The 16,935-nt window shown below is 68.3% G+C and carries 12 protein-coding genes; 4 read left to right on the top strand and 8 right to left on the bottom strand.

The features are described 5' to 3' along the window. Positions 1 to 28: 28 nt before the first annotated feature. Positions 29 to 1,324, top strand: a complete 1,296-nt coding sequence (locus tag C9J49_RS05195; RefSeq protein WP_035598036.1) for an adenylosuccinate synthase — start codon at positions 29 to 31, stop codon at positions 1,322 to 1,324. A gap of 125 nt (positions 1,325 to 1,449) precedes the next feature. Here the strand turns inward: C9J49_RS05195 and C9J49_RS05190 are convergent, their stop codons facing one another. From C9J49_RS05190 to C9J49_RS05155, 8 genes are all read right to left on the bottom strand, one after another. Beyond that, on the bottom strand, positions 1,450 to 4,218 hold the full coding sequence (locus C9J49_RS05190) for a tetratricopeptide repeat protein (RefSeq protein ID WP_107182299.1): 2,769 nt from the start codon (positions 4,216 to 4,218) through the stop codon (positions 1,450 to 1,452). 46 nt (positions 4,219 to 4,264) lie between these two features. Further along, positions 4,265 to 5,530 carry an alginate lyase family protein gene (locus C9J49_RS05185; protein WP_258393785.1) on the bottom strand — a complete coding sequence of 422 codons (1,266 nt, stop codon included), beginning with the start codon at positions 5,528 to 5,530 and terminating at the stop codon, positions 4,265 to 4,267. Positions 5,531 to 5,545: 15 nt separating this feature from the next. After that, a complete protein-coding gene (locus tag C9J49_RS17400; protein WP_107182300.1) occupies positions 5,546 to 6,430 on the bottom strand; it encodes a polysaccharide lyase in 885 nt (294 codons plus the stop codon). Positions 6,431 to 6,495: 65 nt separating this feature from the next. Next, positions 6,496 to 8,049 carry a PilZ domain-containing protein gene (locus tag C9J49_RS05175; protein ID WP_107182301.1) on the bottom strand — a complete coding sequence of 518 codons (1,554 nt, stop codon included), beginning with the start codon at positions 8,047 to 8,049 and terminating at the stop codon, positions 6,496 to 6,498. Positions 8,050 to 8,095: 46 nt separating this feature from the next. Continuing rightward, entirely contained in the window at positions 8,096 to 10,024 is a 1,929-nt protein-coding gene (locus C9J49_RS05170; protein ID WP_107182302.1) for a glycosyltransferase, read from the bottom strand. A gap of 9 nt (positions 10,025 to 10,033) precedes the next feature. Continuing rightward, the gene (locus C9J49_RS05165) at positions 10,034 to 11,380 is read right to left on the bottom strand and encodes a UDP-glucose/GDP-mannose dehydrogenase family protein (RefSeq protein WP_107182303.1); all 1,347 of its coding nucleotides are present in this window, start codon (positions 11,378 to 11,380) and stop codon (positions 10,034 to 10,036) included. Between the two features lie 513 nt (positions 11,381 to 11,893). Then, a complete protein-coding gene (locus tag C9J49_RS05160) occupies positions 11,894 to 13,552 on the bottom strand; it encodes a BCCT family transporter (protein WP_035598021.1) in 1,659 nt (552 codons plus the stop codon). A 41-nt stretch (positions 13,553 to 13,593) separates the two neighbouring features. After that, entirely contained in the window at positions 13,594 to 14,016 is a 423-nt protein-coding gene (locus C9J49_RS05155) for a universal stress protein (RefSeq protein ID WP_035598015.1), read from the bottom strand. A gap of 428 nt (positions 14,017 to 14,444) precedes the next feature. On the opposite strand from C9J49_RS05155, the gene C9J49_RS05150 reads away from it, so the two are divergent. Genes C9J49_RS05150 through C9J49_RS05140 form a run of 3 tightly spaced genes read left to right on the top strand, consistent with a single transcriptional unit; the run spans position 14,445 to position 16,875 of the window. Then, the gene (locus C9J49_RS05150; protein WP_107182304.1) at positions 14,445 to 15,779 is read left to right on the top strand and encodes an NAD(P)/FAD-dependent oxidoreductase; all 1,335 of its coding nucleotides are present in this window, start codon (positions 14,445 to 14,447) and stop codon (positions 15,777 to 15,779) included. Further along, complete coding sequence (locus tag C9J49_RS05145; protein WP_107182305.1) at positions 15,779 to 16,204, top strand: RidA family protein; 426 nt, start codon at positions 15,779 to 15,781, stop codon at positions 16,202 to 16,204. Before C9J49_RS05150 ends, C9J49_RS05145 begins: the two co-directional genes overlap by 1 nt. Next, positions 16,201 to 16,875, top strand: coding sequence for a DUF1028 domain-containing protein (locus C9J49_RS05140; protein WP_107182306.1), 675 nt, complete (start codon positions 16,201 to 16,203; stop codon positions 16,873 to 16,875). Before C9J49_RS05145 ends, C9J49_RS05140 begins: the two co-directional genes overlap by 4 nt. The last annotated feature ends 60 nt before the right edge of the window (positions 16,876 to 16,935 follow it).

Raw genomic sequence — 16,935 nt, 5'->3', positions numbered from 1 at the left:
TGGCGGCGCAGCAACGAGAGACGAGCAAATGGGCAAGAACGTAGTCGTACTGGGCACCCAGTGGGGTGACGAAGGCAAGGGCAAGGTCGTCGACCTGCTCACCGAGTCCGCCGGCGCCGTCGTGCGCTTCCAGGGCGGTCACAACGCCGGTCACACCCTGGTCATCGATGGCGAGAAGACCGTCCTGCACCTGATCCCTTCCGGCATCCTGCGTGACGACAAGACCTGCGTGATCGGCAACGGCGTGGTGCTGTCGCCGGAGGCGCTGCTCGAGGAGATCCGCGAGCTGGAAGCCAAGGGCGTGCCGGTGCGCGAGCGCCTGCGCCTGTCGCCGGCCTGCCCGCTGATCCTGCCGTACCACGAGCGCCTCGACCAGGCCCGCGAGAAGGCCCGCGGCGTGGCCAAGATCGGCACCACCGGTCGCGGCATCGGCCCGGCCTACGAGGACAAGGTCGCCCGCCGCGGCCTGCGCCTGGGCGACATGCTGCACCGCGAGCGCTTCGCCTCCAAGCTCGGCGAGGTGCTGGACTACCACAACTTCGTGCTGACCAAGTTCCACGGCGAGGAGCCGGTGGACTTCCAGCAGGTGCTCGACGACGCCATGCGCATGGCCGACGAGCTGCGCTCCATGGTCTGCGACACCGTGAGCCTGGTGCACGACGTGCGCAAGGCCGGCGACAACATCCTGTTCGAGGGCGCCCAGGGCTCGCTGCTGGACATCGACCACGGCACCTATCCGTTCGTGACCAGCTCCAACACCACCGCCGGCGGCACCGCCACCGGCTCCGGCGTCGGCCCGCTGTATCTGGACTACGTGCTGGGCATCACCAAGGCCTACACCACCCGCGTCGGCTCCGGCCCGTTCCCGACCGAGCTGTTCGACGAGCACGGCCGTCACCTGGCCGAGAAGGGCCACGAGTTCGGTGCCACCACCGGCCGCGCGCGCCGCTGCGGCTGGTTCGACGCCGTTGCCCTGCGCCACGCCGTGCAGATCAACTCCGTGTCCGGCATCTGCCTGACCAAGCTCGACGTGCTCGACGGCCTGGAGAACATCCGCGTCTGCGTGGGCTATCGCAGCAAGGACGGCGAGCTGCTCGACAACCCGGTGGACTCCGAAGGCTACGAGGCCATCGAGCCGGTCTACCAGGACCTGCCGGGCTGGAGCGAGTCGACCCTGGGCATCAAGAGCGTCGAGGCACTGCCGGCCAACGCCCGCGCCTACATCAGCTTCCTCGAGGAGCAGGTGGGCACCTCCATCGACATCATCTCCACCGGCCCGGATCGCAACGAGACCATCGTGCTGCGTAATCCTTTCGGTGAGTAAGCCGTTCGCTGAATGAGCGCCGCGGCGGGTAGGCCTTCGGGCCTTCCCCCGAACGACGACGGGCCGGCAGGAAACTGCCGGCCCGTCGTCGTTGGTGGCCTCTCGACATGAGAGGCCGATCGGTATCAGCGTTCGGCCGATGCCACCTGCAGCGCCTGCATGGCGTCCTGGTCGGACAGCAGGTCATGCAGCGTCTGGGCGGCCATCTCGCCGTCGCCGTCCATCACCTCGTCGAGCCACAGCAGCGCCTGCTCGCGGTTGGCGTTCTCGAGCCCGTTGGCGGTGAGATAGGCCTTGGCCAGGGCCAGGCGCGCGGTCTCGTGGCCCTGACGCGCGGCTTCCAGCAGGTAGTCGGCGCCCTGGCGAAGATCCTGGCCGAGGGTCTCGCCGCGCAGCAGCTCCCGGCCAAGGGTGGCCTGGGCCCCGGCGTGGCCCTGCTCGGCGGCCTGTTCGAGCAGGCGGCGTCCCCGAGCGGCGTCGACGCTCATGCCGCCTTCCCCGCGCAGCAGCGCGGTGCCGAGCAGGGTGCGCGCCGAGAGGCTGCCGGCCTCGCTGGCCTGAGTGAGCCAGGTCTTGGCCTGCTGCGGATCGGGCTCGACGCCCTTGCCTTCGAGATAGGCGGCGCCGAGGCGCTGGGCGGCATGGTCGTTGCCGGCCTCGGCGGACTCGCGCAGCAGCTCGATGCCGCGCTGGGTGTCCTGGGCGACGTGCTCGCCCTCGAGCAGCGCATCGGCCAGGGCCAGGCGGGCACCGCTGTTGCCGCGGGCGGCGGCCTGCTCGAGCATGCGCATGCCGCGCTCGGGGTCGGCGCTGACGCCCTCGCCGGTGAGCAGCAGCTTGCCCAGGTCGCCGCGGGCCCCGACGTGGCCGCCGGCGACGGCTTGCTGCAGGTAGCGGGCGCCCCTGGCCGGGTCGCGTGCCACGCCCTTGCCCTCCAGATACATCCGCCCCAGATCGGCGCTGGCGCCGGGATGGCCCTCGCTGGCGGCGCGCTGCAGCCAGGAGCGCGCGGCGCCCAGGTTCTGCTGCACGCCGCGGCCGTTGAGGAAGGCTTCGCCGAGCCGCGCCATGGAGCCGGGGTGGCCGTCTTCCGCGGCCTGCACCAGGGCTTGGATGTTGCCGGCCTTGCCCTGGTCGTAGCGCAGCCGTGACAGGGCGTCCTCGGCCGAGCCGTGCCCGGCCTCCCGGGCGCGGTTCAGCCACTCGCTGGCCTTGCCCAGGTCGCGGGGCACGCCGTCGCCCTTGCGGTAGGCACGGCCCAGCACCACCATCGCGTAGGCGTCACCCTCGCGGGCGGCCTCCTCCAGCAGGGCGACGCCGCGCGAGGGCTGACGCTGCTGGAGCGTGCCCTCGAGATAGCCGGCGCCCAGCGCCGTCTTGGCGGAGGCGTCGCCGGCGTCGGCGGCCTGTGTCAGCAGCTCCTCGGCCTTCGACGGATGGTAGGGCAGCACCTCGCCTTCCAGGTAGGCCTCGCCGAGCATGCGCAGGGCGGCGGTCTGGCCCTGGTCGGCGGCGTCCTTCAGCAGGGCCTCGGCGCGCTGGCCGTCGGCCGGCACGCCGTTGCCTTCCAGGTACATCTGCCCCAGCTGCTGGGTGGCGTAGGGATGGCCCAGCTCGTTGGCGCGCTCCAGGTACTCGCGCGCCTGCATCGGCTGGCTGGCATGGCCCTCATCGCCGAGGTAGTAGGCGCCGAGCAGCGCCAGCGCCAGGGCGTCGTCCCGTTCGCCGGCCTTCTTGAGCAATTCGACGCCGCGGCGCGGATTGACGGGCAGCCCCTCGCCCTCGAGCAGGGCGCGACCCAGAGTGACCTGGGCATCCACCGAGCCTTGGGCGATGGCCGCGCTCAGCCAGTGCTGGGCCCGCTCCGGGCTGGCGGGCACGTTGGCATTGCCTTCCAGCATCAGCTTGCCCAGCGTTTCCATGGCCGAGGTATCACCGTCCAGCGCGGCCTGCTCGAGCATCGCCAGGCCACGCTGGGGCGCGTTGCCTTCCACCAGCGCGCGTCCGGCGCGACTCAGGGCGCCGGGATCGCCGGCCTCGGCGGCCTTGTTCAGCCAGTGCATGTGGCGCTGGGGCTGGCTGCCGAGCAGGCCGCCTTCGGCGAACACGCCGGCCAGCTGATTCATGGCGCCGACGTCGCCGGCGCGGGCGTCCTGCTCCAGCAGCTCGGCGTAGCGCTGGGCGTACTGGCTGGCCAGGCCGCGATCTTCCGCCAGCCAGCCGCCGGGACCGTGGGCCTTGGCCAGGGCCTCGAGGGCGGTGGCGTTGTCGGCCTCCGCGGCGCGCCGGTATAGCGCCGCGGCCTGCTCGGGGCCGGCCTTGACGCCGTTGCCGCCCTCGACGAGCAGCTCGGCCATGGCGGCCTGTGCCCGGGGGCCGACCTCTTCCTCGATGGCCTGCTGGATCAGGTAGTAGGCGAGCACGTCGTTGCGCTCGACGCCGCGCCCTTCGCGGTAGAGCTTGGCCAGGTTCAGCGAGGCGTTGCCGGTGATGTAGGAGGGCGTCTTGATGGCCTCGGAATAGAGCCGTGCCGCGCGCTCCGGGTCGGGAGGCACGCCCTTGCCCTGATCGAATATCTTGGCCATCTCGTAGTAGCCCTTGGGCAGCCCCTTCTGCATCAGCGTCTCGAGCTCGGCGATGGCCTGCTGGCTGCGGCCCTGCTCGAGCAGCTGTTGAGCCTTCTCCACGGTGTTCTTGTGCATCCATTCCAAGGTGCGCGGCTGCCCGCCGTCGAACCAGTCCGCATACTGAGGCGGCACGGGAGCGGTGACGTGGGCGTCGGGCTGCGGCGTGGTGGCGCAGCCGCCGAGCCAGGCCACGAGGGTGGCCGAGGCGGCCAGTCTCAGACCCGTGGGCTGGCGAGGGGATGAGATGTCGCGTGGAATCTGGATCATGATGTCAGTTTGCCTCGAAGTGATGGATGAACGTCGGGGCGAGCGTTCACTGCTCGCTCAGGCCCTTGAACGCGGCGTCCTCGCGCTGGGTCTCATCCATGACGATGTTCTGCTGGGCGTCGGGGGCCATGAAGTAGAGCGTCATGTAGCCGCCGGCACTGCGGTTGTAGATGGGACGCTGCCGCTGGACGAAGTCGGCGATCCGCGAGTCGTGGTAGCGGGTCTGGTAGATCTCCATCCAGGCGAAGTACTGGTTGTCCTTGAGGAAGCCGGTGTACTGCTCGTGGGGCGCCATGTCGCCGAGAGCGGCCGGGTCCTCGAAGATATCCAGGGCGAAGTCGACGGCGTCGTGGATGCGGTGGCCGTCCACTTCCAGATCGAAGATGTCGTAGCCCTGGCGCGCGATGACCTGCATGTTGGTGATCAGGTAGAGCAGCGCGTAGTTCTGGTAGTGGGTCGCGCGGCGGCCGCGGGCGATCTCCATGGGCAGGGCGCCTTCGTCGGTGATGTCGTGCAGCGCGGAGTAGATGGCGCTGACGCCGAAGCGGAACAGCTCGTTGTCCTCGGTCAGCACGCCGACCATGCTGGCGTAGAGGGCCCGGCGGTAGAAGTGGTTGTTGCAGCAGCTGTTGCCGGGCTGCCCCTGGATGTCGGAATGCTGATGGGCCAGCTCGTTGAGCCAGGCATCGATCCGTTCGCGCTCCTCCTGCATGCCCTCGATCTCGGGGCGGACCACCGAGTAGGCCATGGCCGCGGCGAAGATCATCGACTCGGTGGCGAACCAGGCCTGGGGCTCCATGGAGTCGTAGTAGAAGTTGGTCAGCGCCTCGTCCTGGGACCACTTGTCGAGGAAGCGCACCAGGCACTCGGCGTAGTACGCATCGCCGGTGGCGACGTAGCTGCCGGCCAGGTGCGAGACGTTGTCCTCGAACTGGAACAGCGGCTCCGAGGCCAGCTCCCACTCCTTGGGGCTGGGGTAGTAGCCCGGGATCCGCATGCGGGTGTCGATCGGCTTGTACTGCAGCAGCTGCGAGCAGCTGGTGCCCGTGGACAGCTGGTCGATCTCCTGCAGCAGGATCGCGTTGTCGGTGCCCTCGAGCAGCGCCATGCGCTTCTCGACGTCGAAGTAGGAGGCGTCGGGAGCCGTCACCTCGTAGTTCGACAGATCGAGCTCGGCGCGCGCCTCGAGGGTCATGGCCTGGGCCGTGGACAGCCCACCCGCGCCCAGCCCGCACAGGGCCAGGGACAGGCCGGCGAGCAGGCGACGGGGCAGGGCGCCGCGGCGTGGGCCGGTGGAGAGGGACAGAGACATCGGGATTCCTCGGGATCAGGATCGGGGGGCATAGAAGCGGAAGCCGGCGAAGTCGACGTGCTGGTCGCGCGGCGTGCGCCAGTCCTTGCCGTGCCCGCCGAAGAAGGTGGAGAACATCAGGCCGTCGATGGTCACCGACTCGCTGGTGCGATAGACGATGCCGCCCTGCTCGAGGATCGGATGCCCGTCCACCCACACCCGGGCCATGCCGTTGTCCTGGCCGGGATCGTTGAGGATGACCTCCTGCTCGAGGGTCACCCACTGGCCGGTGGGGAAGGTCCAGCGGCCGCGGCCGACCGACTTGCCATAGTCCTCGTGCTGGTCGACGGCATATTCGTAGAGCTCGCCCTGGCCGTTGGCCCGCCACATGTAGCGCATGGAGAAGCCGTTCTCGCCGTCGGCCTCCTCGCCGCCGCTGGGTGCCTCGCCGCCGTACAGGCCGGGCAGCTTGCCGCCCTTGACGAAGTCGAAGCCCGGCTCGAAGCGTACCCGGTACTGCAGGCAGGCGCGCTCGGCGCCGGCCAGGGCGTCGGGGGCGGCATAGAAGCCGGCGCCGCCCTTATCGGTGTCGCCGGGTGACGAGGTGCCCTCGGGATAGTGGATGCGCAGGCCGGCCTCATCGAGGCCAGTCTCGCCGGCCGCGAGGCGCTCGGCGTTCTCGGTGCCCCAGTCGCGCTGGGTGCCGAAGCCTTCGCGGATGGCGGCCTGGGCATCCTCGGCCTGCAGGGCGGGGGAGGGCGCGGCGACCTGGGGATAGCGGGTCGAGCAGGCGGCCACGCTCGGTGAGGTGATCGCGGGTCCCTTGCCCTCGGCCAGGGCCGGGGCGCTCAGGCCGGGCAGCAGGGCCAGCATCAGCAGGGCCAGGGGACGCTTTCTCGGGATGACGTGTTCGGCTGACATATCGGGCTCCGGTCGGAGGCCGCCGCGAGGGCGGCCGGGATGTCCTCGTGAGAGGGCGCTCGGGCTCAGCTCGCCTGGCGTTCGCTGTCGGCGAGCGGCGTCTCGTCGTCGTTGGCGCCGGTGACGCCGTCGACCAGCTGGCCGACCGAACGGGCGCCCTGCCAGACCCACTCGGCGGCGCTGCCGACCAGCGGGGTCTCGGTGAAGCGCACGTCCACCGGGGTGCCGACGCTGTCGGCCGGCAGCGGCTCTTCAGGCACCAGCAGCACGCTGGCCACGTTCTGCTGCTGGCGCACCCAGCTGGGGAAGCCGGCACGCGGCTGGCGCTCGATGTCCAGCGCCACGCTGCGCACCCGGGCGCTGATCGGGCCGGCGGTGTTGGGCAGCGAGATGTAGGCCTTCTGGTCCGGGCCGATGCGATCGATGTCGTCCATGTGCACCAGGGCCTCGACCATGATGTCGTTCTCGCCGGTGCGGATGAGCGTCATGATGCGCTCGCTCTCGTTGATGTAGGTGCCGTCGGAGCTGCTCAGCGCCCAGGCCACCAGGCAGTGGCAGGGGCTGTAGACCTCGTTCTGGGACTGGCGGGCCTCCAGCGCGGTGATCCGCGAGCTCTGGAAGTCGCGCGCGGTCTCGAACTGGTCGATGCGAGCCCGGGCGATCTCCGGCGACACCGTCTCGAAGCTCACCGACTCGCCGTTGGCCGGGCGGGCGGAGTTGGCCAGGCTGACCTGGCTGGCGCCGCCATCGATGTTGTTCTGCAGGTTCTCGATCAGCTGGCTGTTATAGCTCTGGGCGGCCTGGGCCAGGATCAGGTCCGATTCGAGATCGACGTTCTTGACGCTGGTCAGCTTCGCGTCGCGCTCGACCCGATCGCCGGCCTTGAGGTCATGGGCCTGCAGGATGCCCGGACCCGGCGCGCGGATGTCGATGCGCGGCGCGGTCACCGCGGCGAAGCTCGGCTCGATCAGCATGAAGTTGCGATAGGCGGTGGCCGCCGCCACCAGGCCCAGCACGCCGATGGCCATGAACAGCGCGACATAGCGGCCCAATGGCTTGGGCGGACGCTGGGCCGGCTGCGGCTGGCCGGCGCCACCGCGCTTGCGGGGCGTCTGCGGGTCCTCGCCGGACATCATGCCCTCGAGGTCCATCTCGCGGGCGCTCAGGCTGGCGCGGATCAGGCGGCGCAGCAGTTCCTGGTGGCCGGGGCTGATGTCGGTGAACTCGAAGCCGGCGGTGTAGCCCTGCTCGCCGGTCGTGCAGTGCCGGCACTCGGCGGACACGGGCACGGTCATCTCGGCGCCGCCGGCCTGGATCAGCAGTGAGGCCTGGACCCGGGCGCCCTCACGGATCGGCCGCTGGCTGCGGATCGCGAAGCCGCCTTGGGACAGGTCGACGCCGTCGAAGACCTGGCCGTCATCCATCTTGACCTGGAAGGCACGTTTTACACGCAGGTAGCGCCGTTCGTCGCGGCGCTCGTGGGCGATGCCGGCGCCAGGCGTCTGGTCGGGGCCCCGGCCTCGATGGCCTGCCTGGCCGCGGCTGTCATGGCTGTCCTGGCGCCGATCGCCCAGGGTGGGCTCGCTTCGATCGTGGTTGTCGGCGTAGTAATCGGTCATGGGGAGTCTCTCTCCAATGGTTGCCTCCCGGCGGCGTCCTGCGAGGTCAGGAGCGGCCGGGTTGCACGCTGATATTCAGGTCGACGAGGGCCACCTTGCGGCCGTCGAGTTCGAGGGCGCAGCCCAGGGTCGTGTGGCAGGTCGCGAGCTGTCCGGCATCGAGCGGGCTGCCGCTGGCGTCGTGGATATGACGGGCCAGGTCGGGGCTGATCTCGAGCGTGGTCGGCTCGTCGCCGGGCGCGCCGGTGAGGCGCTCGGTCCGCATGCGCTCGGTGGTGGCCACGATGTCCAGCAGATTCTCGTCCAGCGTGAGCCGCGACGGCGGCAGGGTGACGTTGCCGCTGGGGGAGCCGTCGGCGAGGGTCATGGCCAGCCAGCGGTTGTCCGTGCCGGTCCCCGCCTGGCCCTCGGCGGCGGGGCCATGGAGGATGGCCATGGCGGTGCGATCCGGTGGCTGCAGCACGCCGGTGGCCAGCACCAGCACGTAGAGCATCACGGCGACGAAGGCGCCGTGCAGCACGTGGCCCATGCGACGCTGGCGGCTCACCGCGGCCGGGTCTTTCGGCTCGCCGGCGGAGATCCCCTGGCGGGACCATTTCTGGCGATTGAAGCGGAAGCTGACGTAGGTCTTGAGCAGCGCGCCGAAGACCTGGTTGTAGTAGATCAGCGGAATCCACAGCAGGCTGAAGCGGCCGCGCTGCCAGGCCAGGATCAGCGTCGAGATGCTGCGCGTGAACAGGATCCACAGCGCGTAGGCGAAGATGAACGAGGGGCGCACGAACAGGGTCACCAGGATCGCCACCGTGGGGCCGATCAGGGTCGTCCACATGGAGAGTCGCTGGTCGACCAGGCTCCACCAGGTGAACATGCCCATCGGGCGCGGCCCCAGGGCGATCGCCCGGCCGCTGGTGCGCAGCATGTTGCCGTACCAGCGTCGCATCAGGTCGGTGGTCGACTTGAAGAAGCGTCGGCGGTCCGGCAGCTCCTCGAAGCCGGTGACGAAGACGTCGGGCAGATACAGCATCCGCCAGCGGTGCTTGAGCAGCCAGTACCAGGTCGACTTGTCGTCCCCTGAGAGGAACGTGAAGTTGCCGAAGCGCCAGTGGTCGACCCGGTCGTTCTCCACCAGTTCGATGAAGCTCGGCTGGGTGGCGAGGTCGAGGCGGAAGGCGCTGTAGCGCCCGGTCAGCACCAGCAGGCGCCGCGACACCGAGCCGGAACTCATTACCAGATGGCGCTGGGCATAGCGCAGGTCGTACCACTCCTTGGTGGCGTCGCCGCCGGTGACGATGGCGCTGTTGTTGGTGGTCAGCGCGCCCAGATCCTCGTTGGTGCGGAAGAACGACAGCGAACGCTCGAGGGTCCGGGGCTCGAGCAGGATGTCGCCGTCCATCGAGACCAGCAGGGCGTCCGGGGCCGGGGCGCGGCGCGAGATGGCACGCAGCACTTCCGCCATGGCGGAGCGCTTGCCGTCCCCCTTCTGGAACATGTAGCGCAGCTCGACGTTGCTCGGCCAGCCGAGGTCGTCCATCACGTGGGTGATGATGTCGACATCGGTGCGGTCGGCCAGCGAGGCGAAGATGGTGGTCGGGACGCCGTAGTCCCGGACCTCGCGCACCAGCGCCTCATAGACGCGATAGCTGACGTCGGCATCGATGCGGAACGAGGTGCACAGCACGTACAGTTCGCTGGGCTTGCCGGCCTCGCCGGCGGCGTCCGCCGCGGCGCGCAGCCGCGGAAAGATGCGCCGGTTGTACCACACCGAGCGCAGCGCCTGGACGAACCACCAGGAGTAGCGCCAGGCGCCGATGGCCCCGATGGCCCCGATGGCGAAGAAGAAGCTCTTCGACGCCGGCGAGAAGACCTCCGACGGCAGCTCGGAAAGCAGCAGCACCAGCAGGGCCAGCATCAGCAGCAGGGCGGTGACCTCCGTCACCTTGCTGGCGACGGAGGTGTGGTCGGGGAGCTTCGACATGGCGAGGCCTCAGGCGACGACGGGACGGACGGAAGCGCCTCGACCGATGGCGTAGTAGGTGAGCCCGGCGTCCCTGGCGCTCTCGGGCGAGAAGAGGTTGCGGCCGTCGACCACTACCGGCTCGATCAGGCGCTCGCGGAGCTTGACGAAGTCGACGGTGCGGAAGGCCTTCCACTCGGTGCAGATGACCAGCGCATGGGCCCCCTCGAGGGTCTCGTCGCGATGCTCGGTGAGGTCCAGGTCTTCGCGGTTGCCGTAGATCCGCAGGCACTCCTCGGCGGCCTCGGGATCATGGGCCTGGACCCGGGCCCCGGCCTGCCACAGGGCCTCCATCAGCGCACGGCTTGGCGCCTCGCGCATGTCGTCGGTGTTGGGCTTGAAGGCCAGGCCCCACAGCGCGATGGTCTTGCCGGCCAGGTCGCCGTCGAAGGCGTCGCTGACCATCTCGAACAGGCGGCTCTTCTGGCGCGCGTTGACCTGCTCGACGGCGTTGATCAGGTGGGCCGGGTGACCGGCGGCCTCGGCGGTGTGGGCCAGCGCCTTGACGTCCTTGGGGAAGCAGGAGCCACCGTAGCCGCAGCCCGGATAGATGAAGTGGTAGCCGATGCGCGGATCGCTGCCGATGCCGTGGCGCACTTCCTCGATGTCGGCGCCCAGGCGCTCGGCCAGGTTGGCCATCTCGTTGATGAAGCTGATCTTGGTGGCCAGCATGGCGTTGGCGGCGTACTTGGTCAGCTCGGCGCTGCGCACGCCCATGAACATCAGCTTGTCGCGCTGGCGGTTGTAGGGGCCGTAGCACTCACGCATGGTCTGGCGCACGCGCTCGGACTCGGTGCCGATCACGATGCGCGAGCCGCGCGAGAAGTCCTCGATGGCGGCGCCTTCCTTGAGGAATTCGGGGTTGGAGCAGACGTCGAACTCGATGTCCGCGCCGCGCGCCTCGAGGGTGGCGGCGACGGTGCGCTCCACCTTGCTGGCGGTGCCGACCGGTACCGTCGACTTGTCGACGATGATGCGGTACTCGGTCATGTGCGTGGCGAGGGTCTCGGCGACCTTCAGCACGTGGCGCAGGTCGGCACTGCCGTCCTCGTCGGAGGGCGTGCCCACGGCGATGAACTGGAGCAGGCCGAACTCGACCGCGGCCTTGGCATCGTTGGTGAAGTGCAGGCGGCCGGCGTCCAGGTTCTGGTGGATCAGCGTCTCGAGGCCGGGCTCGTAGATCGGCACTTCGCCCTGGCTGAGGCGGGCCACCTTGTCGGCGTCCACATCGACGCACATCACTTCGTGGCCGACGTCGGCGAGGCAGGCGCCGGTGACGAGTCCTACGTATCCGGAACCGAAGATGGTGATCTTCATGGGCGTCTTGCTCCTGGTCATGGTCGGAAACGAACGTCATGTCCCTGGCCCCCGTCGGGGAGCGAGAGTCACGGACGATCATGGATCTACCAGGGAGAGGGGCAAGCATCGGGCCGTAATGAGAAAAAATAATCTATATCAATATGTTAAGTGATTTATGGCCGTGGTGTGGCCGTGTGGCGACTCGCCTGTGGCGTGTGGAGAGAGGAAAAGCGTCGCGATCAGCCAACAACATGCCGTGTCGGTCGGCGAGGGAGGTGGGATTCGAGGCGCCGTCGGCGTCGGCTGTCGCGCTCTGACATCACCGGCGGGAACTGTCGCAAAGGCCCGCACCGCATGGCCGGTGCGTGATCGGGTAGCGGGGGAACGACATTACATTAGGTAAGGGATATGTACGGGTGTTGCATCGTATCGACACCCGGCCCGGATCGGCGCCATGGCGTGACGCCCGGGAACGACGCCCCAACGAAAAAGGCGGCCCGAAGGCCGCCTCTTGGTGCGTCAGGGAAGCGCTCAGGTTCCCTTGGGCTCGCTTCTCAGCGCCTTGACCAGCGCGAAGCAGCCGATCAGCAGGACGATGGTGAAGGGCAGGCCGGTGGAGACGGCCGCCGTCTGCAGGGCCGTCAGACCGCCGCCCAGCAGCAGGGCGATGGCGATGGCGCCTTCGATGATCGCCCAGAAGATGCGCTGGGGCTTGGGCGCGTCGACCTTGCCGCCGGCCGTGATCGAGTCGATGACCAGCGAGCCGGAGTCGGAGGAGGTCACGAAGAACACGATCACCAGGATGATGCCGACGAAGGAGGTGATGGCTGCCAGCGGCAGCTCACCGAGCATGGCGAAGAGCTTGATCTCCAGCGCGGCGTCCTGGACGCCCTGGAAGCCGTCGGAGATGACCTGATCGATGGCGGTGCCGCCGAAGGCGGTCATCCACAGCACCGAGACCAGGGTCGGCACCAGCAGCACGGCGGTCAGGAACTCGCGCACGGTACGGCCGCGGCTGACGCGGGCGATGAACATGCCGACGAACGGTGACCAGGAGATCCACCAGGCCCAGTAGAAGGCGGTCCAGCCCTGGCTGAAGTTGGCGTCTTCGCGGCCGAACGGCATCGACAGCGCGGGCAGGTTGACCGCGTAGGCGACCAGGTTCTCGAAGAAGCCGGTGGCGATCAGCAGGGTCGGGCCGACGACGATCACGAAGGCCAGCAGCAGGAAGGCCAGCACCATGTTGAGCTGCGACAGGCGCTGCACGCCCTTGTCGACGCCCAGCATGATCGAGCACAGCGCCACGGCGGTGATGCCCATGATCAACAGCACCATGGTGATGTTGCTGTTGGGCACGTCGAACAGATAGTTGAGGCCGGCGGCGGCCTGGGAGGCGCCGAGGCCCAGCGAGGTGGCCAGACCGAACAGGGTGGCGAACACCGCCAGGATGTCGATCAGGTGTCCCGGCCAGCCCCAGACGCGCTCACCCAGGATCGGGTAGAAGATCGAGCGAATGGTCAGTGGCAGACCCTTGTTGAAGGCGAAGATCGCCAGGGACAGGCCGACGATGGCATAGGCGCCCCAGGGGTGCAGGCCCCAGTGGAAGATGGTGGCGGCCATGCCCAGCTTCTGGGCGGCGGCCTCGTCACCGGCGGCGGCGCCCAGCGGCGCCCAGTCGGTGCGTACGCCGTTCTCCATGCTGGTGCCACCCAGGGCGGTGCCGAAGTGGGTCAGCGGTTCGGAGACGCCGTAGAACATCAGGCCGATGCCCATGCCGGCGGCGAACAGCATCGCGAACCAGCCGGCATAGCTGAAGTCCGGCGTGGCATGGGCGCCGCCGATGCGCACCTTGCCCAGCGGCGATAGCACGATGCCGAGACTGACCAGCACGAAGACGTTGCCGCCCAGCAGGAAGACCCAGCTCAGGTTACCGGTCAGGAAGCTGAAAATGGTGTCGAAGACCGGCTCGATCTCGGCCTGCAGGGCCAGCGTCAGGATCACGAAGACCAGGATCACTAGCGACGACACGGTGAAGACCTTGCCGTGCAGATCGACATCGAGGCCGAACTTGTTGGTTCTGATGTTGTCCTGACCGATCACGTAATCGGTATCGATCAGGTTGGCCGGGCCTTCCGGGGCGGGAATGCCCTCACCCGGGCCGCCCTCTTGGGCTTTGTTGTCGTTCGTCACGGGATCTCTCCTTGTTGACGTCGAGGAACGAGTGGGGCGCATCAGTCCTGGGGGCGGACCAGAAACACCGATGCGTCGGTATGGGTGGCGATCTTGCCGCCGTGCGAGGGAAGCACGACATCCAGGTGCTTCGGGGGATGGGTCTGCATGATCACCAGATCGGCGCCTTGCTCGTCGATCGCCTCGACCAGCACATCATCCAGATCGGCGGTGGGGTCCGGACAGACCAGCGCCTTGGCGCTGACCGGCTGGCCGTGGACCTGGGCGCGCTCCTGGGCGAAGGCTTCCAGTTTCTGCTGGTACTCGTCCGGGGTGCGGGCCACGCTGCCCGGGGTGTTGGCGATGACCGCCACGTAGCAGACTTCCGCACCGTAGTGCTTGGCCTGATCGGCGACTATCTGCAGCGATGGTTCGAACACGTCGGGATGTGCCAGGTCCACCGGCACCAGAATCTTCTTGAACATGCCTGCGCTCCTTGTGGGTTGCGTCCGCGCTCACACGCTCAGTGTGGCCGTTGGACGACGATTTGGGAGTGCCGCGCTTTCAACGGCAGCGGGCCGGCAATCGGCGTCGTTCGGGGGAGGCTTGCCCTTGTTTTCCTTGTATTCCGAGGGGCCGCGGCCCGATCGGATAAGCGATTTTAATCAAGAATGCGGCTGTTGATAACAGCCAATTAGCAATACTGGGTGGAGGATCGGCTGCGTAGTCGAAGGCGACATCCAGATGACGCCCCTCGCCCGGAGTCGACAGCGTTGACGCCGGCCAGGTTGGCAACCGATCGGCGGCGCTCTCTAGATAGATAATTATGATTCTAAAGGCATAATAAATATATTTTATTTAATCAAGGCGGGCTCCTAATGTGAATCTCACAAGACAACAAGGAGACCTTTCCATGACCGAGCCCGTTTTCGACACAGAATACACCGATACCCTCGTGGTCGGTGGCGGTCAGGCCGGTGTGGCCATGAGCGAGCATCTGGGCAACCTGGGGGTGCCCCACCTGGTGCTCGAGCGTGACCGCATCGCGGAAGCCTGGCGCACGCGCCGTTGGGATTCGCTGGTGGCCAACGGGCCGGCTTGGCACGACCGCTTCCCGGGTATGGAGTTCGAAGACGTCGACGCCGATGCCTTTGCCCCCAAGGAGCGGGTGGCAGCCTATTTCGAGGCCTACGCGCGCAAGATCGGCGCGCCCATCCGTACCGGGGTGGAGGTCAGGAACGTCGAGCGCAATCAGGGGCGGCCCGGCTTCACCGTCGAGACGTCCACGGGGATCATCGAGGCCCATCGCGTGGTGGCGGCCACCGGGCCCTTCCAGCGGCCGGTGATCCCGCCGATCGCTCCCGAGGACGAGCGCCTCACGCAGATCCACTCATCCGAGTACCGCAATCCCCGGCAATTGCCCGAGGGCGCCGTGCTGGTGGTCGGTGCGGGGTCCTCCGGGGTGCAGATCGCCGAGGAACTGCAGCGTGCCGGCAAGCCGGTCTACCTGTCGGTGGGCCCCCATGATCGTCCGCCGCGCGTCTACCGCGGTCGCGACTTCTGCTGGTGGCTGGGCGTGCTCGGTCATTGGGATGCCGAGGTCATGAAGCCGGGCACCGAGCACGTCACCATCGCCGTGAGCGGCGCCAACGGCGGCAAGACGATCGACTTCCGCGAGCTGGCCCATCAGGGCATGACGCTGGTCGGGCGCACTCAGGCCTTCCAGAACGGTGTGGCCACCTTCGACGCCGACCTGGCCGACAACCTGGCCCGCGGGGATGCGAACTATCTGGCGATGCTGGATGCCGCGGACGACTATGCCGCGCGCAATGGCCTCGATCTGCCGGAGGAGCCCGAGGCGCGGCGGATCCCGAGCGATCCGCCCTGTGTGACCGAGCCGCTGAGCGAGCTTGACCTGGAGGCGGCCGGGGTGACCGCGATCGTCTGGGCTACCGGCTTCTCGGTGGACTATGGCTGGCTGGACGTCGACGCCTTCGACGGCAACGGCCGGCCGAAGCATCAGCGCGGGGTGTCCAGCGAGCCGGGTGTCTACTTCGTTGGCTTGCCCTGGTTGTCGCGGCGCGGCTCCAGCTTCATCTGGGGCGTTTGGCACGATGCCAAGCACATCGCCGACCATATCGCCACACAGCGCAAGTACCTGGCCTACCATGAGACCGCCCAGTGCCAGGACGCTCCCGTGCCGGCCGAGTCAGCCATCGACGATACCAGCGCAGAGAGGGTCAACTGATGCCGACGCACACCCGTATCCGCATGTTCAACACCAAGGAAACGTATCCCAACCAGACGTTGGACAACGATCTGTGCCAGGCGGTAAGGGCGGGCAACACCGTTTATGTCCGTGGTCAGGTAGGCACCGACTTCGAGGGCCGCCTGGTCGGTCTCGGGGATCCGCGGGCCCAGGCCGAGCAGGCCATGAAGAACGTCAAGCAGCTGCTCGAGGAAGCCGGGGCCGACCTCAGCCATATCGTCAAGACCACCACCTACATCACCGACCCGCGATTTCGCGAGCCGGTCTATCGCGAGGTGGGCAACTGGCTCAAGGGCGTCTTCCCGATCTCTACGGGCCTGGTGGTGGCCGGGCTCGCCCAGCCCGAATGGCTGATGGAGATCGACGTCATCGCCGTCATTCCCGAGCAGGAGGGCAACGCATGACCTTTTCCATCGCCGGCTTCTGCCGCGAGACCGGACAGTTCGGCACCGCCATCAGCTCCTCGAGCATCTGCGTGGCCAGCCGCTGCCCCTTCATCGCCCCCGGCAAGGGGGCGGTGCTGACCCAGAACGTGACCAATCCCGAGCTCGGCCAGCTGGGCGTGCGGCTGCTCGAGGAGGGGCTCGACGCCGAGAGCGTGCTGGCGCGGCTCGTCGAGCATGAGGCGCACCCCGAATGGCGTCAGCTCCAGGTCCTCGATGCCGAGGGACGCAGCGCGTTGCACAGCGGCGCCGAGACGCTGGGCATCCACGCCACCCGGCAGGGCCAGGACTGCGTGGCCGGCGGCAACATGCTCGCCGATGAGGCCGTCGTCGATGCCATGGTGGCGTGCTTCGAGTCCCACGACGGCGAGCTGGCCGAGCGGCTGCTGGCCGCCATGGACGCAGGCCTGGCCGCCGGCGGCGAGATGGGCCCGGTGTTCTCGGCGGGGCTCAAGGTCACCGATCGGGCCAGCTGGCCGGTGGTCGATCTTCGAGTCGACTGGCACGTGGCGCCTCTCAGCGAGCTGCGCATGATCTGGGATCACTACCTGCCGCAGCGCGACGCCTATGTGCTGAGGGCGGTGCGGCCCGACGACTCACCGTCCTACGGCGTGCCGGGGGATGAGCGCTGATCGTCATCCGCCGATGCCCGCCGGAGGTGGCCATGGCCCATGGCCACCCTTTCTCGCTTG

Source organism: Halomonas sp. SL1, from assembly GCF_003030865.2.
GTDB lineage: Bacteria > Pseudomonadota > Gammaproteobacteria > Pseudomonadales > Halomonadaceae > Halomonas > Halomonas halophila.
Note: the sequence above shows the minus strand (reverse complement) of the source record. Positions and strands in the feature narration are given on the sequence as shown.